This is a genomic window from Mycobacterium shinjukuense, assembly GCF_010730055.1.
Taxonomy (GTDB): domain Bacteria; phylum Actinomycetota; class Actinomycetes; order Mycobacteriales; family Mycobacteriaceae; genus Mycobacterium; species Mycobacterium shinjukuense.
In genome coordinates, this window is record NZ_AP022575.1 from 1,348,141 (window position 1) to 1,372,391 (window position 24,251).

Genomic DNA, 24,251 nt, shown 5'->3' on the forward strand with positions numbered 1-24,251 from the left:
TGATCGGCTCATCGTGCGCGTCGGGCCTTACACATCAGATGGTGTAAATTAATGTGTATGCGGACGAATATCGACATCGACGACGACGTTTTGCGCGAGGCCCAGCGCCTGGTTGGGACGCGGACGAAGCGCGATACCGTCAATCTGGCACTGCGTGAACTGGTCGCCCGGCATCGCCAGATCGGCGTGCTTGACCTGCGCGGGAAGGTGCATTGGGACGGAGACCTGGCTGAGAGTCGTCGTGGCCGGTCGTGATTGTCGTCGACACGAGCGTATGGATTGACGTCCTGAATGGCACCCCCGCCCCACAGGCCCAACGCTGTGTCGAGCTGATCCGATCGGGCGAACCTGTCGCGCTCACCGACGTCATCCTGACCGAGGTGCTGCAGGGGCTGCGGTCGGATCGGGAGGCGGCGCTGGTCGAGCGTCATTTGCGCGCCTTCCCGATCCTGCGGCTGCAGGACCTTGATGATTTCGTGCTCTCGGCCAGGCTGTACCGGGCGGCACGACGCGCCGGCGTGACCATCCGTAAGACGTTGGACTGTTTGATCGCCGCTCCCTGCGTGCGTACCGGTGCCCCGCTGCTGCACGCCGACGAGGATTTCGATCGCCTCGCCAGCTGCACGCCGCTTCGGATCTGGACGGGTTGAGGGCCCGCCGCCCCGCGCGAGCAGACGCAAAAGTGCCCAAAACCGGCCGGTTTTGGGCACTTTTGCGTCTGCTCGGCGGGTGACCGCACGCTAACCGCCCAGGTGTTCGCCGAAGAACGTGAAAACTCGCCGCCACGCATCTTCGGTCGCGGCGTGGTTGTAGCCGAACCCGGCGATGCGTACCAGCGGCTGGCCGGGCAGCTTGTTCGCGAAGCTGTGCCCGGCGCCCGGGTAGGCCTTGATATCGGCGGTGATGTGCTTGGCGTCGGTCACCGCGCGCAGTCGGTCGGCGGCCCCGACACCCAGCGGGTCGCGCCTGCCGAAGCTGGCCACGATCGGGCACGCCCCCTCCAGCGTCTCGCTGAGGTGGCGGGGCAGCGGCGTGCCGTAGAACGGCGCGGCGGCACCAAAACCCTTGGGCGCCATGATGAGCGCGAACTGACCGCCCATGCAGAAGCCGGCGATGCCGACCCGGCCCGAGCATTCGGGCATCCCCAGCAGGTGGTCGCGGGCGGCCAGAATGTCGTCGAGTGCGCGACCGCGTTTCGTCAGCAGCTCGCGAAACACTCGGGTGATGCACCGGGCGCGGCCACCACGGGCATACATATTGGGCGTGAGCGCCAGGTAGCCCGCCGCGGCGATGCGCTGGGAAATCGATTCGTTGTCGGGCGGGTAGCCGACAGCGTCGTGGACCACCACCACTCCCGGCCACGGGCCCTCACCCGACGGGATGTCGAGCAGGGCATCAATCGGTCCGGCCGGGGTGTCGATCTCGATCGTCGTCATACCGACATCTAACTGCAGCCGTGACGTTCCCACCCGAGGAACTCCGGCGTGGCCGGCAGACGTTGGCGTCACATGATGGGTCGGCTGCTGCTTGGCTACGCCGTCGTCGAGCTCATGGTGTTGGTCGGGCTGGCGGCGACGATCGGGTTCGGCTGGACCGCGCTGGTACTGCTGGGCACCTTTCTCCTGGGCGTCACGGTCTTGGCCCCACTGGGCGGGTTGCAGCTGGCGCGTCGGCTGCTGCGGTTGCGATCCGGCGCGCCGCGCAGCGCGTTGGGCGACGGGTTTCTGATCTCGGTCGCCTCGGTTCTGGTCCTCGTTCCGGGTGTGGCCACCACCGCGTTGGGGCTGCTGCTTCTGGTGCCGCCGGTCCGGGCGGTCGCTTGCACCGGGCTGGCCGCCGCCGCGACCCGCGGTCTGCTGGGCCATGCGCCGTCGGCCGCCGACGTACCGGTGGGCGGCGATGGCCGCGACTACATCGACGGCGAGGTCATCGACGTCCACGACGTCGCGCCGCCCAGCCTGCCGTCGGCGACCATTGGCGATGAGGCCTCCGCGCGCCGTCAGTAGGCACGCGTAGCTTGGCCGTGTGACGCAAACGCCCACCACGTTGCTGGTGAACGGCCGGGTGCACAGCCCGACCCACCCCGACGCCACCGCCATGGCGGTGCGCGGCGAGGTGATCGCCTGGCTGGGCAGCGACGACGTCGGCCGCGGCCAGTTCCCGCACGCCGAGGTGCAGGATCTCGACGGCGGCTTCGTGGCGCCGGGATTCGTCGACAGCCACATCCACCTGACCGCGACCGGGCTGACGCTCACCGGGCTGAATCTGCGGCCGGCGCGCTCACGCGCGCACTGCCTGCGGATGGTCGCCGACCACGCGGCCGCCCACCCGGGGCAGCCGATCTGGGGTCACGGCTGGGACGAGTCGGCGTGGCCGGAGAACACCGCGCCCAGCACGGCGGAGCTGGACGCGGTGCTGGGTGACCGGCCGACCTACCTGGCGCGGGTCGACGTGCACTCCGCGCTGGCCTCGTCCGGGCTGCGGCGGCTGATTCCCGGGCTCCCCGCGGCGGCCGGGCACAGCGCCCAGCGGCCGCTGACCGGCGACGCGCACCACCTGGTCCGGGCCGCCGCGCGCGACCTGCTGACCGACGCGCAGCTCGCCGAAGCGCGGGCCGCGGCGCTGCGGGCCGCCGCGGCGGCCGGCATCGTCGCGGTGCACGAATGCGCCGGCCCCGACATCGGCGGCCTGGACGACTGGCTGCGGCTGCGGGCCCTCGACCACGGCGTCGAGGTGATCGGCTACTGGGGCCAGGCGGTGACCACGCCCGCGCAGGCGCGCGCGCTGGTGGCCGAGACCGGTGCCCGCGGGCTGGCCGGTGATCTGTTCGTCGACGGGGCGTTGGGGTCGCGCACCGCCTGGCTGCACGAGCCATACGCCGACGCACCCGGCCACGTCGGCACCTGCCACCTCGACGTCGATGCCATCGAGGCACACGTGCGGGCGTGCACCGAGGCCGGGGTGACCGCCGGCTTCCACGTCATCGGCGACGCCGCGGTCGCCGCGGTGGTCGCGGCGTTCGAGCGGGTCGTGACCAAGCTCGGGGTGGTCGCCGTCGCAGGCTGCGGACACCGCCTGGAACATCTGGAGATGGTCACCGCGGAGCAGGCCGCCAGGCTGGGCGCGTGGGGCGTCATCGCCAGCGTGCAGCCCAATTTTGATGCGCTGTGGGGCGGTGATGACGGCATGTATGCGCGGCGCCTTGGCCGGGATCGTGGCCGCCGGCTCAACCCGCTGGCGCTGTTAGCATCCCAAGGCGTGCCCCTCGCCCTTGGTTCGGACGCACCGGTCACCGATTTCGATCCGTGGGCCAGCGTGCGCGCGGCGGTCAATCACCACGCGCCCGGCAGCGCGCTGTCGGCACGGGCCGCGTTCGCCGCCGCCACCCGCGGCGGCTGGCGGGCCGGTGGCGTCCGCGACGCAACGACCGGGACCCTGGCGCCGGGTGCGCTCGCCTCGTATGCCGTGTGGGAGGTCGAAGCGCTTGACGTCGCCGCACCGCGTGACGGCGTCCAGCGCTGGTCAACCGATCCGCGTTCCCGAGTGCCCGCCCTGCCGTCGCTGAAGGCGACCGATGCCTTGCCGCGTTGCCGGCAGACGGTGCATCGAGGTGCGGTCATCCATGGCTAGCGAAGGGCAGGACCCCGCGCACGACCTCGCGGCCACAGACGTGCCCAGCGGTCCGGGCGTGGCGGCTCGGCTGGGCACGGCGGCGCAGAGGACCCTGACGGGGTTGGCTGGCGGGCTGGTGGCGCGCCTGCCCGCGGCCTGGGCCGCGCTGCGGCCACGGCTGCCCCGGCTGGTGGTGGCCGTCGTGGGCGGATTGCTGCTGTACGCCAGCTTTCCACCGACCAACTGGTGGTGGGCGGCCATCGTGGCCATCGCGCTGCTGGCGTGGGTGCTGATCCACCGCGCCACCACGCCGGTGGGTGGGCTGGGCTACGGCCTGGTGTTCGGTCTGGCGTTCTATGGGCCGTTGCTGCCGTGGATCGGCAAGCTGGTGGGCCCCGCGCCCTGGCTGGCGCTGGCGACCGTGTGTGCACTGTTTCCGGGTCTTTTCGGCCTGTTCGCCGTCGTGGTGCGCCGGCTGCCCGGCTGGCCGATCTGGTTCGCGGTGCTGTGGGCGGCGCAGGAGTGGTTGAAGTCGATCGGCCCGTTCGGCGGATTTCCCTGGGGTTCGCTGGCGTTCGGCCAAGCCGAGGGCCCGCTGCTGCCGTTGGTCCAGCTGGGCGGTGTGGCGCTGCTGTCGACGGCGATCGTGCTGGTGGGCAGCGGCCTGACCGCGATCGCGGTGGAAATCGCACGGTGGTGGCGAACCGGAGGACAGGGCGCCACCGACGCCGGCGAGCCGCCCGCGGTGCTGTTGCCGGGCGTTGGCATCTGCCTGGTGTTGTTGGCCGCCGTCCTCGTCTGGCCGCAGGTGCGGCACGCGGGAGCCGGATCGGGCGGCGAGCCCACGGTCACCGTCGCGGTCGTGCAGGGCAACGTGCCCCGGCTCGGTCTTGACTTCAACGCGCAGCGCCGAGCGGTGCTGGACAACCACGTCCGGGAAACGCTGCGGTTGGCCGAGGACGTTCGCGCCGGACTGGCCCCGCAACCCCAGCTCGTGGTCTGGCCCGAGGACTCCTCGGACATCGATCCGCTGGCCAATCCCGACGCCGCGCAGCAGATCTCGGCGGCGGCCGGGGCGATCGGCGCGCCCATCCTGGTCGGCACCGTGCTGGACGCCGCGGGCCCCCTGCAAGAGACCCCGGAATACACCAACACGGTGCTCGTGTGGTATCCGGTCACCGGACCGGCCGAGCGCCACGACAAGGCGATCGTGCAGCCGTTCGGCGAGTACCTGCCCATGCGCTGGCTGTTTCGGCATTTGTCCGGGTATGCCGACCGGGCCGGCTATTTCGTCCCACGGCCGAGTTCGGGGGTGGTGCGGGTCGCCGGGGTGCCGGTCGGCGTGGCCACCTGCTGGGAGGTGATCTTCGACCGCGCGCCGCGAAAGTCGATCCTGGGCGGCGCCCAGCTGCTGACCGTGCCCAGCAACAACGCCACCTTCAACAAGGCGATGAGTGAGCAGCAGCTGGCGTTCGCCAAGGTTCGCGCGGTCGAGCACGATCGCTACGTCGTGGTGGCCGGCACCACCGGGATCAGCGCGGTGATCGCGCCCGACGGCGGCGAGCTGGTGCGCACGGATTTCTTCGAGCCCGCGTATCTGGACATCCAGGTGCGCCTCAAGACGACGTTGACCCCGGCGACCCGCTGGGGTGCGACCGTGCAGTGGATCCTGGTCGGCGCGGCCGGAGCGGTCATTCTCGTCGCGATGCGGCACAATGGGTGGTTCCCGCGTCCGACTCGTCGGCGGTCCAGTCCACCGGGCGACTCTGACGACTCGGATCCGCCCCGGAGCGGATCCGAGGACACCCCGGTACCCGACCAGGGCGACCGATGTGACCTCGGGCGAGACAAAGGAGCTACATGACCACTGGCCAGCCTGCGTCCCAGGCCGGGCGCGACCGTCCCAGCCAGCGCGTCCTGGTGATCATTCCCACCTTCAACGAGCGGGAGAATCTGCCGCTGATCCATCGGCGGGTCAAGGACGCCTGCCCCGATGTGCACGTGTTGGTTGTCGACGACAGCAGCCCCGATGGCACCGGCCAGCTCGCCGACGAGCTGACCCGGACCGATCCGGGTCGCACCCATGTGTTGCATCGCACGGCCAAGGCCGGCCTGGGCGCGGCGTACCTGGAAGGATTCGCCTGGGGTTTGAGCCGGGGGTACGCGGTCCTCGTCGAGATGGACGCGGACGGCAGCCACGCGCCCGAGCAGCTCTACCGCCTGTTGGACGCCGTCGACGCGGGAGCCGACCTGGCCATCGGTTCGCGCTATGTGCACGGGGGCACGGTGCGCAACTGGCCATGGCGGCGCCTGGCGCTGTCCAAGACGGCCAACACCTATTCGCGGCTGGCGCTGGGCATCGGTGTCCACGACATCACCGCCGGCTATCGGGCCTACCGGCGCGAAGTGCTGGAGACGATCGATCTGGACAGCGTCGACTCCAAGGGCTACTGCTTCCAGATCGAGATGACCTGGCGCACGGTGAACGCCGGGTACGTCGTCGTGGAGGTGCCGATCACGTTCACCGAGCGTGCGATCGGGGTGTCGAAGATGAGCGGATCCAACATCCGTGAGGCGCTGGTCAAGGTCACTCGGTGGGGCCTGCAGGGCAGGCGTGGGGGCCGACGCGACCGGGCCCGCGCGGGCCGGGCACACGACGGCACCTAAGCCGGCTGGTGGCCCGCCAGGGGGATCAGCCGCGGCGGCGTGACCGGATGAGCTCGAGGCGCTCCTTGAGCAGCTCTTCCAGCTCTTCGATCGACCGGCGCTCCAGCAGCATGTCCCAATGCGTGCGCGGCGGCTTGACCTTCTTCGGCTCGGGCAGGTCACCCTCGATCAGGGTGCCCTCCATCCCATTGCGGCACAGCCAGGTGCCGGGAATCTCGGCATCGTCGGCGAACGGAACCTCGAACTCCTCGCCGTTTTCGGTGCGGTACCGAGCGATCTGGCGCGGTGCCAGGTCGTGGTTGCGATCGGTCTCATAACTCACGGCTCCGAGGCGACTGCCCCTCAGGACGCGATCAGCCATATCCGCTACTCCTCTGGATCCGGTGAGCTGCTGGGCTCCTGTGCTGACTATCTCCGCTTGGCAAACGTCGCGATGTGCCGCCTAGTTCCCCGGCCGATGCGCGGCACGCCGCAACGCGACCCTCAATGATACCGGGATCGGGGGCCGTGGCGGACTAAAGTCGGCAGGCATGACGCGCCGCGCCCGGCCCCAGCCGTGCCGCTGGTGTGGCCGCGACGTGACCGACGTCGGCCTGGGCCGCCGCCGCCGGTACTGCCGCCAGTCTTGCCGGCAGCGGGCGTACGAGCAGCGGGCCATGATGACCCGCGGGGAGGGGATGGCCCTGCCCGCCGACGCGGTGGTGCTGTCCGCCGACGAGGCGGCCGACCTGTCGGATCGCGTGTACCAGGTGCGGTGCGCGGCTGAGGATGTCGCCATCGCGCTGGCCGAGGGAGCCGGGGCCGGCGAGCTGCGTGAGCTGTGCGACGAGCTGGTCCGGGCCGCCAGGGCCGCCGACGGGTGGCGTCGAGTGGGCGTCTGACCGCGTCGCCTGCGCGCTGGGCACCCAACGGGCCGATGGCGGCCGGCTTTGTGGAAGACGGTAAAGTCGCGGCAATGGACGGCGGGATCTTGCGCGGGCGCACCGATGGCCAGCCGTCCGTTGGGTAGCTGGAAGTTTCGGACGTTTTGAAATCCTGCCGGAGTTGGCGATACTCACCAGCGACATCCTTAGGTCGAAGCGCAGCACACTGGTCGAAACGAACGACGAGGTCGCTTCGTACAGCAAACTGCCGGGGCACGGCGCAAGCCGCGTGCGGGGTTGGATACGGCCACTGTCGGGCGAGGGTTAGGCGAGGTCAGTAATGGGTGATCAACTCCAGCATGCGACCGAAGCGTTGCGCAAAGCACTGGGCCAGGTTGAACGCCTGAAGCGCACCAACCGCGCGCTGTTGCAGCGATCCAGCGAGCCGATCGCGATCGTCGGAATGTCGTGCCGCTTCCCCGGCGGCATCGATTCGCCCGAGGGCCTGTGGCACATGCTGGCCGAGGGTCGCGACGTGATCTCCGAGTTTCCCACCGACCGCGGCTGGGACCTGGCCGGGCTGTTCGACCCGGACCCCGACGCGCGCCACAAGACCTACGCGCGCACCGGGGGCTTCGTGGACGGGGTGGCGGATTTTGACGCCGCCTTCTTCGGGATTGCGCCCAGCGAGGCGCTGGCGATGGATCCCCAACATCGGATGTTGCTGGAGTTGTCGTGGGAGGCGTTGGAGCGGGCCGGGATTGACCCCGGGGGGTTGCGGGGCAGCGCGACCGGCGTGTTCGCCGGACTCATCGTCGGTGGCTACGGCATGTTGGCCGAGGAGATCGAGGGCTACCGGCTGACCGGCATGACCTCCAGCGTGGCCTCGGGCCGGGTGGCCTATGTGCTGGGGTTGGAGGGCCCGGCGGTGTCGGTGGATACGGCGTGTTCGTCGTCGTTGGTGGCGTTGCACCTGGCGGTGGGATCGCTGCGGTCGGGCGAGTGCGACCTGGCCCTGGCCGGCGGCGTCACCGTCAACGCCACACCGACCGTCTTCGTGGAGTTCAGCCGGCACCGCGGATTGGCCCCCGACGGCCGGTGCAAGCCCTACGCGCAGGCCGCCGACGGGGTCGGCTGGTCCGAGGGCGGGGCCATGGTGGTGCTGCAGCGGCTCTCGGATGCGCGGCGGTTGGGGCATCCGGTGTTGGCGGTGGTGGCCGGTTCGGCGGTCAATCAGGATGGTGCCTCCAATGGGTTGACCGCGCCCAACGGTCCCTCCCAGCAGCGGGTGGTGCGGGCGGCGTTGGCCAATGCGGGGTTGAGCGCGGGCGAGGTGGACGTGGTGGAAGGGCATGGCACCGGGACCACGTTGGGGGATCCGATCGAGGCGCAGGCGTTGTTGGCCACCTACGGGCAAGGGCGCAGCGAGCCGCTGTGGTTGGGGTCGATCAAGTCGAACATGGGTCACACCCAGGCGGCGGCGGGGGTGGCCGGGGTGATCAAGATGGTGTTGGCGCTGCGCCATGAGCTGTTGCCGGCGACGTTGCATGTGGATGCGCCGTCGGCGCATGTGGATTGGTCGGCGGGGTCGGTGGCGTTGTTGACCCAGCCGCGGCCGTGGCCGGCGGCGGGTCGGGTGCGCCGGGCGGGGGTGTCGTCGTTTGGGATCAGCGGCACCAATGCGCATGTGATTCTCGAGGAGGCGCCGGGGGTGCCGGCGCGGGAGGCTGGGCCTAGGCCGCCGGTGGTGGCGTGGGTGGTCTCGGCGAAGTCGCCGGCGGCGGTGGGTGCGCAGGCGGCGCGGTTGGCGGCGCATGTGCGGGCCCATGACAGCCTCGATGTTGCCGATGTGGGTTGGTCGTTGGCGGGGCGTTCGGTCTTTGCGCATCGGGCCGTGGTGGTGGGTGCGGATCGGGACCGGTTGCTGGCGGGCCTGGATGAGCTGGCCGCCGGTGCCGAGGGGGCCACGGTGGTGCGCGGTATCGCCCAGCCCGCGGGCAAGACCGTCTTCGTCTTCCCCGGCCAAGGCTCCCAATGGGTCGGCATGGGTGTCGAATTGCTTGATACCGCACCGGTATTCGCGCAGCAGATGCAGGCATGCGCTCAGGCCTTCGCGGAGTTTGTCGACTGGTCGCTGACCGACGTGTTGCGTGGCGCTGCGGGCGCGCCGGGACTGGATCGCGTGGACGTGGTACAGCCGGTGCTGTTCGCGGTCATGGTGTCGCTGGCCGAACTGTGGAAATCGGTCGGGGTCCGTCCTGATGCCGTCATCGGCCATTCCCAGGGCGAAATCGCCGCTGCCTACGTTGCCGGTGCGCTGTCGTTGCGGGATGCCGCCAAGGTGGTGACGCTGCGCAGCGCGCTGCTCACCGGACTGGCCGGCCCGGGCGGCATGGTGTCCATCGCGTGCGGCGCCGAGCGGGCGCGGGAGTTGTTGGCGCCGTTCGGTGATCGGTTGAGCATCGCCGTCGTCAACGGCCCGTCGGCGGTCGTGGTGTCGGGTGACGTGGGTGCGCTGGCGGAACTGATTCGGCTGTGCGCCGACAACGAGCTGCGCACCCGCCTGATCGAGGTGGACTATGCCTCGCATTCGGTCGAGGTCGAGACGATCCGCGCGCAGCTCATCGCCGCGTTGTCCGGCATCGAGCCACGCTCCGCGCGCACCGTCTTTTTCTCCACGGTGACCGGAACCCGGTTGGACACAGCGGGTTTAGATGCCGACTACTGGTATCGCAACATCCGCCAGACCGTGCGATTCGACCAGGCGGTGCGCGACGCCTGCGAGCACGGCTACCGCACGTTCGTCGAATCCAGCCCGCATCCGGCGCTGATCGCCAGCATCGAAGAAACAGTCACCGACTGCGCTGGCGGTAACGCCCAGGCCATCGTCGTCCCCACGCTGGGCCGTGCGGACGGCGGGCTGCAGCGATTCCTGCTCTCGGCGGCGTCCGCCTTCGTTGCGGGCGTGGCGGTGGATTGGCGCGGCATGCTGGGCGGGGCGGGCTTTGTCGAGCTGCCGACGTATGCCTTTGAGAAGCATCGGTTTTGGCTCTCCGCCGAGGGCACCGGTGCCGACGCTTCCGGCTTGGGGCTGGGTGTCAGCGAACACGCGTTGCTGGGCGCGGTGGTCGACCTGCCCGCCTCGGGCGGGGTGGTGTTGACCGGGCGGTTGTCACCCGGCGCGCAGGGCTGGTTGGCCGATCACGCGGTGTCCGGCATGGTGGTGTTCCCTGGGGCGGGCTTTGTGGAATTGGCGGTGCGGGCCGGCGACGAAGTCGGCTGCCCGGTGGTCGACGAGCTCACCCTGCGGACCCCGTTGACCCTGCCGGCGTCGGGATCGGTTGCGGTGCAGGTGGTGGTCGGCGCCGCGGCCGAGTCGGGCCGGCGCGGTGTGTCGGTCTACTCGCGCACCGCCGCGGCCGCGGTGTGGGTGTGCCACGCCGAGGGGACATTACGCGCCGGGAACGTCGAGCCCGGCGCGGACTTGTCGGTGTGGCCGCCGGAGGGGGCCGTCGCCCTCGACGTCGCGGGCGGCTACGAGCGGTTGGCGGCGCGCGGGTACGGGTATGGTCCGGCGTTTCGAGGCTTGACCGCGATGTGGGCACGCGGCGAGGAGCTGTTCGCCGAGGTGAGGCTTCCGGAGGCGGCCGGCGGGGTCGCCGGGTTCGGGGTGCATCCGGCGCTGCTGGACGCCGCGCTGCACGCGGCCGCACTGGCCGGCCAAGCCGGCCACGATGCCGACCTGGTCCTGCCGTTCTGTTGGCAAGGCGTGTCGTTGCACGCCGCCGGTGCGTCGGCGGTGCGGGCCCGGATCGCGCCGACGGGTCCGTCGGCGGTGTCGATCGAGCTCGCCGACGGGCTGGGGCTGCCGGTGCTGTCGGTGGCTACGATGATCGTCCGCCCGGTGAACGAGCGGCAACTGCGCACCGCGCTGTCCGGTGCGGGCCCCGACCGGCTGTTCGAGGTGGTCTGGTTACCCGCGGCCGCCAGTGCCGCCGCTACATCGTCTTACGAAGTCTTCGAATCCGTTGCCGCCGGGGAAGATCCGGTGTCCGCAACATACCAACGCACGCATCGGGCACTGGCCGCGGTGCAGTCCTGGCTGGCCGAGCGTGACTCGGGAGTGCTGGTGGTGGCGACCCGGGGCGCGATGGCGCTGCCGGGCGAGGACGTCACCGACCTGGCGGGTGCGGCGGTATGGGGGCTGGCGCGGTCGGCGCAGACCGAACACCCCGGCCGGATCGTGCTGGTCGATTCCGATGCGCCGCTGGACGATACGACGGTGGCGGTGGCATTGGCCGTGGGCGAGCCGCAGGTGGTGCTGCGGGGTGGGCAGGCCTACACCCCGCGGGTGCACCGCAGCCGGGCGGTCGACGGCCTGCTGGCGCCGCCGGGTGACGGGCCGTGGCGGTTGGGCCTGAGCAGCGCGGGAACCTTCGAGAACCTGCGCCTCGAGCCGGTTCCCAACGCCGGCGCACCGTTGACGCCGGGCCAGGTTCGGGTGGCGCTGCGCGCCATCGCCGCGAACTTCCGCGACATCATGATCACCCTGGGCATGTTCACCCATGACGCGCTGCTCGGCGGCGAAGGCGCCGGTGTGGTCGTCGAGGTTGGCCCGGGAGTCACCGAGTTCGCGGTGGGCGACTCGGTCTATGGATTCTTCCCCGACGGCAGCGGCACGCTGGTGGCCGGCGACGTTCGGCTGTTGCTTCCGATGCCCGCCGACTGGTCATACGCCGAAGCCGCCGCCGTATCAGCGGTTTTCACCACCGCGTATTTGGCGTTCGTGCACCTGGCTGACGTCAAGCCGGGCCAGCGGGTGTTGGTGCACGCCGCCACCGGCGGGGTGGGCATGGCGGCCACCCAGCTGGCCCGGCACCTGGGTCTGGAAGTGTTCGCCACCGCGAGCAAGGGCAAGTGGGACACGTTGCGGGCCATGGGCTTTGACGACGACCGTATCTCCGACTCACGCAGCCTGGAGTTCGAGGACAAGTTCCGGGCGGTCACCGGTGGGTGCGGCATGGATGTGGTGTTGGACTCGCTGGCCGGTGAATTCGTGGACGCCTCACTGCGCCTGGTCGCCCCGGGCGGGGTGTTCTTGGAGATGGGCAAGACCGACATCCGCGACCCCGACGTCATCGCACAGCAATACCCGGGGGTGCGCTACCGGGCCTTCGATCTCTTCGAACCCGGCCGTGCCCGCATGCACGAGTACCTGCTCGAACTCGCCAAGCTCTTTGACGCCGGCGTGCTGCGGCCGTTGCCGGTGACGACGTTCGATATCCGGCGGGCACCCGCGGCGTTGCGGTATCTCGGTCAGGCGCGCCATGTCGGCAAGGTGGTGATGACGATGCCGGACGCCTGGGCGGCCGGCACCGTGCTGATCACCGGCGGCACCGGCATGGCGGGCGCCGCGCTGGCCCGCCATGTGGTGGCCCGGCACGGGGCGCGGCAGCTGGTGTTGCTCAGCCGGCGTGGCCCGGACGCGCCGGGGGCCGCCGAGTTGCTCGCCGAGCTGGGCGCCGCGGGTGCGCGGGTGCGGGTGGTGGCCTGTGATGTGGCCGATCGGGCGGCGTTGGCCGAGGTGATCGCCGATATTCCCGCGCAGCACCCGCTGTCGGCGGTCGTTCACGCGGCCGGAGTGCTCGACGACGCGGTGATTTCGTCGCTGACGCCGCAGCGGGTCGACGCGGTGCTGCGGGCCAAGGTCGACGCGGCCTGGAACCTGCACGAGCTGACCCGGGACGTGAATCTGTCGGCGTTCGTGATGTTTTCGTCGATGGCCGGGCTGCTGGGGTCCTCGGGGCAGGGCAATTATGCGGCGGCCAACGGCTTCCTGGACGGGTTGGCCACGCATCGGCGCGCCCAGGGCTTGCCGGCCATGTCGCTGGGCTGGGGCCTGTGGGATCAGGCCAGCGAGATGACCGGGGGGTTGGACGTCGCCGACCGGGCCCGGTTGGCCCGCGACGGGATCCTGGCGTTGTCAACCGACGAGGCGCTGGAACTGTTCGACACCGCCCTGATCGTCGACCAACCATTTTTGGCGCCCGCCCGCATCGACCTGACCGCACTGCGAGCCCACGCGATGGCGGTGCCGCCGATGTTCACCGATCTGATCACTGCGCGCACGCGTCGTCAGGTTGACGACTCACTGGCGGCGGCGAAATCGAAATCGGCTCTGGCGCACCGCTTGCAGGGGCTTTCCGAGCCCGAACAGCAGGCCGTCCTGGTAGACCTGGTGCGTTCCCACATCGCTACCGTGCTGGGCACCGTCACGCCCGAGGCCATCGACCCGGACAAGGCATTCCAGGAGTTGGGTTTTGACTCGTTGACCGCGGTGGAGATGCGCAACCGGCTCAAATCCGCTACCGGCCTGGCGCTTTCCCCCACGCTCATCTTCGACTACCCGACCCCCAACCGGCTGGCCGAATACCTTCGCACCGAACTTGCCGGCGTCCCAGAACAAATCGAACACTCGCCCGCGGCGCGTGCCGCGGGCGACGATCCGATCGTGATCGTGGGAATGGCGTGCCGCTACCCGGGCGGGGTCGATTCACCCGAGGCGTTGTGGGACATGCTGATCCACGGTCGCGACGTGCTCACGGAGTTCCCCGGCGATCGCGGCTGGGACCTGGCCCGGTTGTACAGCCCCGATCCCGACGTGCCGGGCGCCTGCTACACCCGCACCGGCGGCTTTGTCGACGGTGTCGCCGACTTCGACCCCGCCTTCTTCGGGGTGGGTCCGAGCGAGGCGCTGGCGATGGACCCGCAACAACGGATGCTCCTCGAACTCTCCTGGGAGGCGTTGGAGCGGGCCGGGATTGACCCCGGGGGGTTGCGGGGCAGCGCCACCGGTGTGTTCGCCGGGGTGATGACGCAAGGCTACGGCATGTTCTCCGCCGAGCCGGTGGAAGGCTTCCGGCTGACCGGCCAGCTAGCGAGTGTGGCCTCGGGCCGGGTGGCCTATGTGCTGGGGTTGGAGGGCCCGGCGGTGTCGGTGGATACGGCGTGTTCGTCGTCGTTGGTGGCGTTGCACCTGGCGGTGGGATCGCTGCGGTCGGGCGAGTGCGACCTGGCCCTGGCCGGCGGCGTCACCGTCAACGCCACACCCGACATTTTTGTGGAGTTCAGCCGCTGGCGCGGCCTGTCACCGGACGGGCGGTGCAAAGCATTCGCGCAGGCCGCCGACGGCACCGGATTCTCCGAGGGCGGCGGCATGGTGGTGCTGCAGCGGCTCTCGGATGCGCGGCGGTTGGGGCATCCGGTGTTGGCGGTGGTGGCCGGTTCGGCGGTCAATCAGGATGGTGCCTCCAATGGGTTGACCGCGCCCAATGGTCCCTCCCAGCAGCGGGTGGTGCGGGCGGCGTTGGCCAATGCGGGGTTGAGCGCGGGCGAGGTGGACGTGGTGGAAGGGCATGGCACCGGGACCACGTTGGGGGATCCGATCGAGGCGCAGGCGTTGTTGGCCACCTATGGGCAAGGGCGCAGCGAGCCGCTGTGGTTGGGGTCGATCAAGTCGAACATGGGTCACACCCAGGCGGCGGCGGGGGTGGCCGGGGTGATCAAGATGGTGTTGGCGCTGCGCCATGAGTTGTTGCCGGCGACGTTGCATGTGGATGCGCCGTCGGCGCATGTGGATTGGTCGGCGGGGTCGGTGGCGTTGTTGACCCAGCCGCGGCCGTGGCCGGCGGCGGGTCGGGTGCGCCGGGCGGGGGTGTCGTCGTTTGGGATCAGCGGCACCAATGCGCATGTGATTCTCGAGGAGGCGCCGGGGGTGTCGGCGCGGGAGGCTGGGCCTAGGCCGCCGGTGGTGGCGTGGGTGGTCTCGGCGAAGTCGCCGGCGGCGGTGGGTGCGCAGGCGGCGCGGTTGGCGGCGCATGTGCGCTGCCACGACACGCTGGATGTTGCCGATGTGGGTTGGTCGTTGGCGGGGCGTTCGGTCTTTGCGCATCGGGCCGTGGTGGTGGGTGCGGATCGGGACCGGTTGCTGGCGGGCCTGGATGAGCTGGCCGCCGGTGCCGAGGGGGCCACGGTGGTGCGCGGTGTCGCCCAGCCCGCGGGCAAGACCGTCTTCGTCTTCCCCGGCCAAGGCTCCCAATTCCTGGGCATGGGAATGGGATTGCACGCCGCGTACCCGGTTTTCGCAGAGGCGTTCAACGCGGTGGTGGGCGAGCTGGACCAGCATCTGCTGCGTCCCCTTCGCGAGGTGATGTGGGGCCATGACGAAAACCTGCTGAACACCACCGAATTCGCCCAACCCGCGCTGTTCGCGGTGGAGGTCGCTTTGTACCGGCTGCTGGAATCCTGGGGCGTACGACCCGATTTCGTGATGGGCCACTCGGTCGGTGAGCTGTCGGCCGCTCACGTCGCGGGGGTCTTGTCGCTGCAGCACGCCGCGGTGCTGGTGGCCGCTCGCGGCCGGTTCATGCAGGCGTTGCCGGCCGGCGGGGCGATGGTCGCGGTGGCGGCCACCGAAGAGGAAGTGCAACCGCTGCTGACCCCCGAGGTCGGCATCGCGGCGATCAACGGTCCCGCCTCGGTGGTGATCTCGGGGGCGCGGCACGCGGTGGTCGCCATCGCCGATCGGCTGCGCGCCGACGGCCGCCGAGTGCACCAACTGGCCGTCTCGCACGCGTTTCACTCCCCGTTGATGGAGCCGATGCTCGACGAATTCGGCGCGGTCGCTTCCGGACTCACCATCGGGGCGGCCACCATCCCGGTCATCTCGAATGTGACCGGCCAGCCGGCCGGAGACGACTTCGCGTCGCCGGCGTACTGGCAGCGTCACGTTCGGGAACCGGTGCGATTCGCCGACAGCGTCCGCTGCGCGCACTCGGCCGGCGCCAGCCGTTTCCTCGAAGTCGGCCCCAGCGGCGGTTTGACCGCGTCGATCGACGAGTCGCTGGCCGACGCCGAGGTGATGACCATGCCGGCGCTGCGCAAGGACCGCCCCGAGCCGGAGACCCTGCTCAACGCCGTCGCACGGGGGTTTGTCGCCGGCATGGAGGTGAACTGGCGGGCCACGATCGGCGCGGCCAACTTCGTGGAGCTGCCCACGTATGCCTTTGAGCGCAGACGGTTCTGGCTATCCGGTGACGGTGGTGTGGCCGACGCCGCCGGGCTGGGGTTGGCGGCCGGCGAGCACGCGCTGCTGGGCGCGGTGATCGAGCTGCCGGCCTCGGGTGGGGTGGTGCTGACCGGCCGGCTATCGCTCAGCGTGCAGGGCTGGCTGGCCGACCACGCCGTCGGCGGCGTGGTGATCTTCCCCGGCGCGGGCTTTGTGGAATTGGCGATCCGCGCCGGCGACGAAGTGGGTTGCGGGGTGGTCGACGAGCTGACGTTGGCGGCGCCGCTGGTCTTGCCGGCCAGCGGGCCGGTCGCGGTGCAGGTGGTCGTCGGTGGTCCCAAGGAATCGGGCGGCCGTGCGGTGGCGGTGTATTCGCGCGCCGAGGCCGGTGCCCCCTGGCTGTTGCACGCCGAGGGCTCGCTGAGCGCCGGGTCACCGGGTCCGGCCGCGGCACTGTCGGTGTGGCCGCCGGCCGGTGCGGTGCCGGTGCAGGTCGCCGACGGGTACGAGCGGCTGGCCGCGCGCGGCTACGGGTACGGGCCCGCGTTCCGGGGCTTGACCGCGATGTGGCGCCGCGGTGACGAAGTGTTCGCCGAGGTGGGCCTGCCCGCCGACGCCGCGGTGTCGGTCACCGGGTTCGGGGTTCATCCGGTGCTGCTGGACGCGGCGTTGCACGCGGTGATCTTGAGCGCCGACGGCGCCGAGGTTCCCGAAGGCTCGGTCATGGTGCCGTTCTCCTGGCACGGCGTGTCGTTGCACGCCGCGGGCGCCTCGGCGGTGCGGGCGCGGATCGCGCCGGTGGGTGCTGGCCCGCACCCGGGCGGCACCCCCACGGCGGTGTCGATCGAGTTGGCCGATGCGCTCGGCTTGCCGGTGCTGTCGGTGGCCGCGATGCGGGCCCGGCCGGTGACCGATCGGCAGTTGCGGGCCGCGGTGTCGCGCTCGGCGCCCGACCGGCTGTTCGAGGTGGTCTGGTCGGCGCAACCGCTGGCCCCGGCGGAGCCGGGGCCGGCGCCGGCGATGGTGTTCGAGTCGGTGCCGGTCGCCGGCGACGTGGTGACGGGGGTGTATGCGGCCACGACCGCGGTGCTGCAGGTGTTGCGGTCGTGGCTGGCCGGTGATGAGCCGGGGGTGTTGCTGGTGACGACGCGCGGCGCGGTGGCGTTGCCGGGGGAGCCCGGCGAAGACATCACCGATCTGGCGGGCGCGGCGGTGTGGGGATTGGTGCGCTCGGCGCAGACCGAGCATCCCGGGCGGATCGTGCTCGTCGACACCGATGCGGCCCTTGACGATGCCGCCATGGCCGCGGTCCTCGCCGCCGGCGAGCCGCAGGTGTTGTGGCGGGGCGGGCAGGTCTACACCGCGCGGGTGCGCGGCAGCCGCGCGGTTGGCGGGCTGCTGGTGCCCCCGGGTGACGGGCCGTGGCGGTTGGCGATGAGCACCGCCGGCACCTTCGAGAATCTGCGGCTGGAGCCGATTCCCGACGCCGACGCACCGCTGCGGCCCGGGCAGGTCCGGGTCGCGCTGTCCGCCGTTGCCGCCAACTTCCGCGACGTCATGATCGCGCTGGGGCTCTACCCGGACCCGGACGCGGTCCTGGGCGTCGAGGGGTCCGGCGTCGTCATCGAGGCAGCCACGGCAGCGGCCACGCGGGATGGCTGTTTCGCGGTCGGTGACCGGGTGATGGGCCTGTTCCCGGAAGGCACCGGCACGATCGCTGTCACCGACCACCGGCTGCTGGTCAAGGTGCCCAGCGGGTGGTCTTACACCTCCGCCGCCACCGCGTCGGTGGTGTTCGCCACCGCATACTACGCACTGACCGACCTGGCGTCGGTGCGGTCGGGGCAGCGGATACTGGTGCACTCCGCCGCCGGGGGGGTGGGCATGGCGGCGGTGCAGCTGGCCCGTCATTGGGGGTTGGAGGTGTTCGCCACCGCTAGCAAGGGCAAGTGGGACACGTTGCGGACCATGGGTTTTGACGACGACCACATCGCTGATTCGCGCAGCCTGGAGTTCGCGGACAAGTTCCGGGCGGTCACCGGTGGCCGCGGCGTGGACGTGGTGTTGGACTCGCTGTCCGGGGAGTTCGTGGACGCGTCGCTGGGCCTGGTGGCGTTCGGCGGGACGTTCTTGGAGATGGGCAAGACCGACATCCGCGATCCCGGCACGGTCGCTGAACAGCACCCCGGTGTGCGTTACCGCGCCTTCGACCTCTTCGAGGCGGGGCCGGACCGCATCGGGCAGATCCTGGCCGAGCTGGCCAACCTGTTCGGTGAGGACGTGCTGCGGCCGTTGCCGGTGACGACGTTTGACGTGCGACGAGCGCCCGCGGCGTTGCGCTATCTGAGCCAGGCGCGGCACGTGGGCAAGGTCGTGATGAGGATGCCCGGCGCGTGGGCGGCCGGCACGGTGTTGATCACCGGCGGGACCGGGATGGCGGGTTCGGCGTTGGCCCGTCATCTGGTGACTCGGCACGGGGTGCGTCAGCTGGTGCTGGTCAGCCGCCGCGGCCCGGATGCGCCGGGTGCCGCCGAGTTGGTGGCCGAGTTGCGGGATGCCGGCGCGCAGGCGCAGGCGGTGGCGTGCGATGCGGCCGATCGGGCGGCGTTGGCCAAGGTCATCGCCGATATTCCGGTGCAGCGTCCCTTGTCGGCGGTGGTTCACGCCGCCGGGGTGCTCGACGACGCGGTGGTCACCTCGCTGACTCCCGAACGGATGGAAACGGTGCTGCGGGCCAAGGTGGACGCGGCGTGGAACCTGCACGAGCTCACCCGCGATCTGGATGTCGCGGCGTTCGTGATGTTTTCGTCGATGGCCGGGCTGGTGGGATCGTCCGGCCAGGCCAACTACGCGGCCGCCAACTCGTTCTTGGACGCGCTGGCCGCGCACCGGCGGGCCCACGGGCTGCCGGCGATCTCGCTGGGGTGGGGGCTGTGGGATCAGGCCAGCGCCATGACCGGCGGGTTGGCGACCGTCGACTTCAAACGGTTCGCCCGCGACGGCATCGTGGCCATGTCCTGCGACGAAGCCCTCGCCTTGCTCGACACCGCCATGATCGTCGACGAACCGTTCATGCTGCCCGCCCACATCGACCTCGCCGCGCTGCGGGTCAAGTTCGACGGCGGCACGTTGCCGCCCATGTTCGTCGATCTGATCAACGCGCCGGCCCGGCGCCAGGTGGACGACTCGCTGGCCGCCGCCAAGTCGAAATCAGCACTCCTGCAACGCCTGGAAGGGCTACCCGAAGACGAACAGCACGCCGTCCTGCTGGACCTGGTGCGCTCGCACATCGCCACCGTGCTGGGCAACACCAGCGCCGAAGCAATCGACCCCGGCAAGGCGTTTCAGGAGCTGGGCTTTGATTCGCTGACCGCGGTCGAGATGCGCAACCGGCTCAAATCCGCCACCGGCCTGTCGCTTTCGCCGACCCTCATCTTCGACTACCCGAATTCCGTCGCGCTGGCCGGGTATATGCATCGCGAGCTGGTCGGCGCGGCACCGCACGACGCGCCCGTCGCCCCAGCACCCGAGGACGCCGACTTGCAACGCATCGTGGCCTCCATCCCGGTCAAGCGGCTTCGGCAGGCCGGCGTGCTGGACCTGCTGTTGGCGTTGGCAAACGAAGCCGACGGGAACGGTCAGGCACCCGGCCCGGAGGGGGACCCCGAGAAGGACATCGCCGACATGGACCTCGACGACCTGGTCACCGTGGCGTTCATGAACGACGACGAGTAGGCGCGTCGGCGTGCGGATCGCGGTCACCGGGGCCAGCGGAGTGCTCGGTCGCGGCCTCGTCGCCCGGCTGCTCAGCCGGGGCCACGATGTCGCCGGCATCGCCCGTCATCGACCGCAAAGTTGGCCAAGCTCGGCCGATTTCGTCGCCGGCGACATCCGCGACTCGGTCGCGGTCAGGCGGGCGATAGCGGGTGCGGATGTCGTCGTGCACTGCGCGTGGGCCCACGGCGGAGACGCCCAGGTCAATATCGGTGGTACCGCCAACGTTCTGCAGGCGATGGCCGAAACCGGGGCCGGGCGAATCGTGTTCACTTCCTCGGCGCACGTCTATGCAGCCACCGCGGCGCCGGCCGGCGAACACGAGGACCCGGCCCCGGTGTGCACCGAAGGCAGGCACCAGGCCCGCGTCGAGCAGCTGCTGGCGGACTCGGGGCTGCACTGGGTCGCCATCCGCTGCGCACTCGTCGTCGGCCGAAACGTCGATAACTGGGTGCGCCAGCTGTTTGCCCAGCCGGTGTTGCCCGCCGGGTCCGTCGACCGGGTCCTGCAGGTGGTGCACACCGACGACGCGCTTCGGCTGTTAACCCGTGCCGCCCTCGACGCCGACATCGGCAGCGGACCGGTCAATCTCGCGGCCCCCGGCGAGCTGACGTGGCGAGAGATCGCGGCCGCGCTGGGCCGGCCCGTCGTACCGATTCGCCCCGCGGCGCTGCGGAGCCGGGTCGCGTCGTTGGCCGACCTGGTGCGGGGCGCGCCGCTGATGGACACCACGCGGCTGCGCGACCGGTGGGGATTCCGGCCGGCCTTCAGCGCCGACGAATGTGTTGAGGACTTCGCACTGGCGGTGCGCGGCCGGCTCGCCGTGGGCAGCCGCACGATTTCGCTGCCCTGGCGGCTGGCCAATGTCACGGACCTGCCCGCCGTCGACACCCCGTCGGCGGATGGCGTTGTTCCCAGATTGGCTGGCCCAGAAGGGGATAACGGCGAGTTTGACACGCCGATCGATCCGCGATTCCCCACGTTTCTGGCCACCAATTTGTCCGAGGCGCTGCCCGGCCCGTTCTCGCCGTCGTCGGCGTCGGTCACCGTGCGCGGCCTGCGTGCCGGCGGGGTCGCCATCGCCGAACGGCTGCGGCCGGGTGGGGTGATCCAGCGCGAAATCGCCATGCGCACCGTCGCGGTGTTCGCCCACCGGCTCTATGGGGCGATCACCTCGGCGCATTTCATGGCCGAGACCGTGCCGTTCGCCAAACCCGCCACGATCGTCCGCAATAGCGGGTTCTTCGGCCCCAGCATGGCCTCGCTGCCGATCTTCGGCGACCAGCGTCCGCCGTCATCGCAATCCCGCCGGGCGCGCAGGCTGGTGCGCACCGTCCGCAACATCGGGGTGTTCGGCGTCAACCTGATCGGCTTGAGCGCGGGCTCGTCCCGCGATACCCGGGACTATCTGGCCGATGTCAACCGGTTGGAGCGGCTGGCCGGTGACGAGCTGACCGCATTGGACGATGGCCGGCTGCGGAGCCTGATCCTGTTGGCGCGCGATCACGTGGTGCACGGATGGCTGCTGGCGTCGGGCTCGTTCATGCTGTGCGCCGCGTACAACGTGTTGTTGCGCGCGCTGTGCGGGCAAGACACCGCACCGACGGCCGGGCCGGACCTAGCCAGTGCGCGGTCGGTCGCAGCGGTGCGGCGGCTGGCGGCGGCCGCGCGGCGCGACCCGACCGTCACTCGGCTGCTGGCCGAACCGGGCCAGCGCCTAAAGAAGCTGGCCGTCGAGGCGCCGCAGTTTCATGCGGCGGTGCGAGCCGAGCTGGCGCTGATCGGGCACCGCGGGCCGGCGGAGGTCGAGATGCTCTCCACCAGCTACAGCGATGATCCCGAATTGCTGGTCCGGATGGTGGCCAAAGCGTTGGACGCCCCACCCGCGGCGGCCGACGCCGAGCCCACCCGTCCGGTGATTCCGGTGCGGGCCAAGCCCGTTGCGCTGTTGGCCGCGCGGCAACTGCGCGATCGCGAAGTGCGCCGCGACAAGATGGTGCGCGCCATCTGGGTGCTGCGCGCCCTGCTGCGCGAGCATGGGCGCCGGCTGGCCGATGCCGGTGTCGTCGACGCCGTCGACGATGTGTTCTACCTGTTGGTTGACGAACTCGATGCGCTCCCGGCCGATGTTTCGGCGCTGGTGGCGCGGCGGCGGGCCGAACATCGCAGGCTGGTTGCTGTGGTCCCACCCACGGTGTTCAGCGGGAGCTGGCGGCCGTCGGCCGCATCGGCGACGGCACTGACCGGCGGGGACACCCTGCGCGGAGTCGGGGTGTGCGGGGGCAAAGTGCGTGGCCGGGTGCGAATCGTGCGTCCGGAGACCCTCGACGACCTGCGGCCCGGCGAAATCCTGGTCGCGCAGGTCACCGATGTCGGATACACCGCCGCCTTCTGCTATGCGGCGGCCGTGGTGACCGAGCTCGGGGGCCCGATGTCACATGCCGCGGTGGTGGCCCGCGAGTTCGGCTTCCCCTGTGTGGTCGACGTGGCCGGGGCCACCCGGTTGTTGCCGCCGGGCGCCCTGGTCGAGGTCGACGGCACGACGGGCGAGATTCGGGTGCTCGACGCGGCGTCCGACCCGGAGATACGGCTTCGCGATGACGGCGACGAGGACGCCCCGTAGGTCGGCAGCCAAACGCCGTGCCCACCCCGTCGGGCGGCGGCACCGACCGCAGGCACCCGAACGGCTGCCGGCTTGGTCGGGTCCCCGACGAGTCGGCTACCGTCGGGGTCATGCACGAGCGCACCGTCCGTGCACGCACGGCCACCGGGATCGTGGAAGGCTTCACGCGCGACGGCGTGAACCGCTGGCGCTCCATCCCGTATGCGCGGCCACCGGTGGGGCCGCTGCGCTTCCGGGCGCCGCAACCCGCGCAGCCCTGGCCGGGTGTGCGGCACTGCCACGCGTTCGCCAACTGCGCACCCCAGCGGCGTCGCTACACCATGCTCGGGATCGGCAAGTACCAGCCCATGAGCGAGGACTGCCTCACCCTCAACGTCGTCACACCCGAGCAACCGACCACCCAACCGCTGCCGGTCATGTTCTTCGTTCACGGCGGCGGGTACATCCTGGGCAGCTCGGCCACCCCGCTGTATGACGGCGCTGCGCTGGCACGCCGCGGCTGCGTGTACGTGTCGGTCAACTACCGCGTCGGCGCCCTCGGCTGCCTGGACCTGTCGTCGCTGTCCACCCCGGACGTCACCCTCGAGAGCAACGTGTACCTGCGCGATCTGGTGCTGGCGCTGCGCTGGGTTCGCGACAACATCGCCGAATTCGGCGGTGACCCCGACAACGTCACCATCTTCGGCGAAAGCGCCGGCGCGCACATCACCGCCACGCTGTTGGCGGTGCCCGCCGCCCAAGGCCTGTTCGCCCGGGTGATCTCGGAAAGCCCGGCGTCCGGCATGGTGCGTTCGCGCGAGATCGCCGCCGAATTCGCCGCCCGCTTCGTCCGTCTGCTCGGCGTGCGCACCCGGGACGCGGCCGGCGCGCTGATGACCGCATCGGCTGGACATCTGGTGGCGGCGCAGCACCGGCTGATCGAGCAGGGCATGAAGAAACGGCTGGGCGCCTTCCCGCTTGGTCCGGTGTTCGGCGACGACGTGTTGCCCGTGGAACCGGTCGAGGCGATGCGACACGGACGGGCGCACAAAGTGCCGCTCATCGTGGGAACCAACGCCGAAGAGGGCCGGCTGTTCACCCGCTTCCTGGGGATGTTGCCGACCAATGAAGCCATGGTCGAAGAGCTGCTGGCCAATGTGGAACCGGCTGCCCGCCAACGCATTACCGCCGCCTACCCGAACTATCCCAAGCCGCAAGCATGCATCCAGCTCGGTGGTGATTTCGCCTTCGGCACGGCCGCCTGGCAGATCGCCGAGGCGCACGGCGTCCACGCGCCGACGTATCTGTACCGCTATGACTACGCACCGCGGACACTGCGCTGGTCGGGTTTGGGCGCCACCCATGCCACCGAGCTGTTCGCCGTCTTCGACATCTACCGCACCAGGTTCGGCGCCCTGCTGACCGCGGCGGCCGATCGGCGTGCCGCGCTGCGCGTCAGCAACGAGGTGCAACGACGGTGGCGGGAGTTCAGCCGAACCGGGGTGCCCGGCGACGACTGGCCGGCCCACACCCACACCGACCGGGCCGTCATGGTGTTCGACCGCAAATGCCGCATCGAGTTTGATCCGCATCGGCATCGCCGGATGGCCTGGGACGGCTTCACCCTGGCACGCTGACGCGCCGACGGGCCCACGGTCCGGCGGCA

General features: G+C 70.6%; 10 protein-coding genes and 1 pseudogene. 9 read left to right on the forward strand and 2 right to left on the reverse strand.

Annotated features, from left to right (window positions below; translation table 11 throughout):
* The first annotated feature begins 57 nt into the window (after positions 1-57).
* Positions 58-255 carry a type II toxin-antitoxin system VapB family antitoxin gene (locus G6N20_RS05950; RefSeq protein ID WP_083049906.1) on the forward strand — a complete coding sequence of 66 codons (198 nt, stop codon included), beginning with the start codon at positions 58-60 and terminating at the stop codon, positions 253-255.
* The gene (gene vapC, locus G6N20_RS05955; RefSeq protein WP_083049904.1) at positions 252-650 is read left to right on the forward strand and encodes a type II toxin-antitoxin system VapC family toxin; all 399 of its coding nucleotides are present in this window, start codon (positions 252-254) and stop codon (positions 648-650) included. Before G6N20_RS05950 ends, vapC begins: the two co-directional genes overlap by 4 nt.
* 90 nt (positions 651-740) lie before the next feature.
* On the opposite strand, the gene G6N20_RS05960 is transcribed toward vapC, so the two are convergent.
* Complete coding sequence (locus tag G6N20_RS05960) at positions 741-1,436, reverse strand: dienelactone hydrolase family protein (RefSeq protein WP_163662842.1); 696 nt, start codon at positions 1,434-1,436, stop codon at positions 741-743.
* 72 nt (positions 1,437-1,508) lie between these two features.
* On the opposite strand from G6N20_RS05960, the gene G6N20_RS05965 reads away from it, so the two are divergent.
* From G6N20_RS05965 to lnt, 3 genes and pseudogenes are all read left to right on the forward strand, one after another.
* Entirely contained in the window at positions 1,509-2,006 is a 498-nt protein-coding gene (locus G6N20_RS05965) for an FxsA family protein (RefSeq protein ID WP_083047920.1), read from the forward strand.
* 91 nt (positions 2,007-2,097) lie between these two features.
* Positions 2,098-3,630, forward strand: a complete 1,533-nt coding sequence (locus G6N20_RS05970; protein ID WP_276003750.1) for an amidohydrolase — start codon at positions 2,098-2,100, stop codon at positions 3,628-3,630.
* Positions 3,623-6,279: pseudogene (gene lnt / locus G6N20_RS05975) on the forward strand (apolipoprotein N-acyltransferase). Before G6N20_RS05970 ends, lnt begins: the two are co-directional and overlap by 8 nt.
* Before the next feature lie 25 nt (positions 6,280-6,304).
* Here the strand turns inward: lnt and rbpA are convergent.
* Entirely contained in the window at positions 6,305-6,640 is a 336-nt protein-coding gene (rbpA, locus tag G6N20_RS05985; protein WP_015293389.1) for an RNA polymerase-binding protein RbpA, read from the reverse strand.
* Positions 6,641-6,809: 169 nt separating this feature from the next.
* Here rbpA and G6N20_RS20630 point away from each other — a divergent pair, with 169 nt between their 5' ends.
* The 4 genes from G6N20_RS20630 to G6N20_RS06005 all read left to right on the forward strand — a co-directional run bounded on the left by G6N20_RS20630 (position 6,810) and on the right by G6N20_RS06005 (position 24,222).
* On the forward strand, positions 6,810-7,160 hold the full coding sequence (locus G6N20_RS20630) for a hypothetical protein (protein ID WP_083047912.1): 351 nt from the start codon (positions 6,810-6,812) through the stop codon (positions 7,158-7,160).
* A gap of 322 nt (positions 7,161-7,482) precedes the next feature.
* Positions 7,483-19,944, forward strand: coding sequence for a type I polyketide synthase (locus G6N20_RS05995; RefSeq protein WP_163662845.1), 12,462 nt, complete (start codon positions 7,483-7,485; stop codon positions 19,942-19,944).
* Between the two features lie 10 nt (positions 19,945-19,954).
* Positions 19,955-22,606 (forward strand): sugar epimerase family protein, encoded by a 2,652-nt coding sequence (locus tag G6N20_RS06000; RefSeq protein WP_083047910.1) that lies wholly within the window; start codon positions 19,955-19,957, stop codon positions 22,604-22,606.
* Between the two features lie 110 nt (positions 22,607-22,716).
* Complete coding sequence (locus tag G6N20_RS06005; protein WP_083047936.1) at positions 22,717-24,222, forward strand: carboxylesterase/lipase family protein; 1,506 nt, start codon at positions 22,717-22,719, stop codon at positions 24,220-24,222.
* Positions 24,223-24,251 lie beyond the last annotated feature (29 nt).

What these genes read in the sequence shown, in the direction of transcription:
- G6N20_RS05950 (WP_083049906.1), top strand. Translation starts at nt 58, where the DNA reads ATGCGGACGAATATCGACATCGACGACGACGTTTTGCGCGAGGCCCAG.
- G6N20_RS05960 (WP_163662842.1), bottom strand. Translation starts at nt 1,436, where the DNA reads ATGACGACGATCGAGATCGACACCCCGGCCGGACCGATTGATGCCCTG.
- G6N20_RS05965 (WP_083047920.1), top strand. Translation starts at nt 1,509, where the DNA reads ATGATGGGTCGGCTGCTGCTTGGCTACGCCGTCGTCGAGCTCATGGTG.
- G6N20_RS05970 (WP_276003750.1), top strand. Translation starts at nt 2,098, where the DNA reads ATGGCGGTGCGCGGCGAGGTGATCGCCTGGCTGGGCAGCGACGACGTC.
- rbpA (WP_015293389.1), bottom strand. Translation starts at nt 6,640, where the DNA reads ATGGCTGATCGCGTCCTGAGGGGCAGTCGCCTCGGAGCCGTGAGTTAT.
- G6N20_RS20630 (WP_083047912.1), top strand. Translation starts at nt 6,810, where the DNA reads ATGACGCGCCGCGCCCGGCCCCAGCCGTGCCGCTGGTGTGGCCGCGAC.
- G6N20_RS05995 (WP_163662845.1), top strand. Translation starts at nt 7,483, where the DNA reads ATGGGTGATCAACTCCAGCATGCGACCGAAGCGTTGCGCAAAGCACTG.
- G6N20_RS06005 (WP_083047936.1), top strand. Translation starts at nt 22,717, where the DNA reads ATGCACGAGCGCACCGTCCGTGCACGCACGGCCACCGGGATCGTGGAA.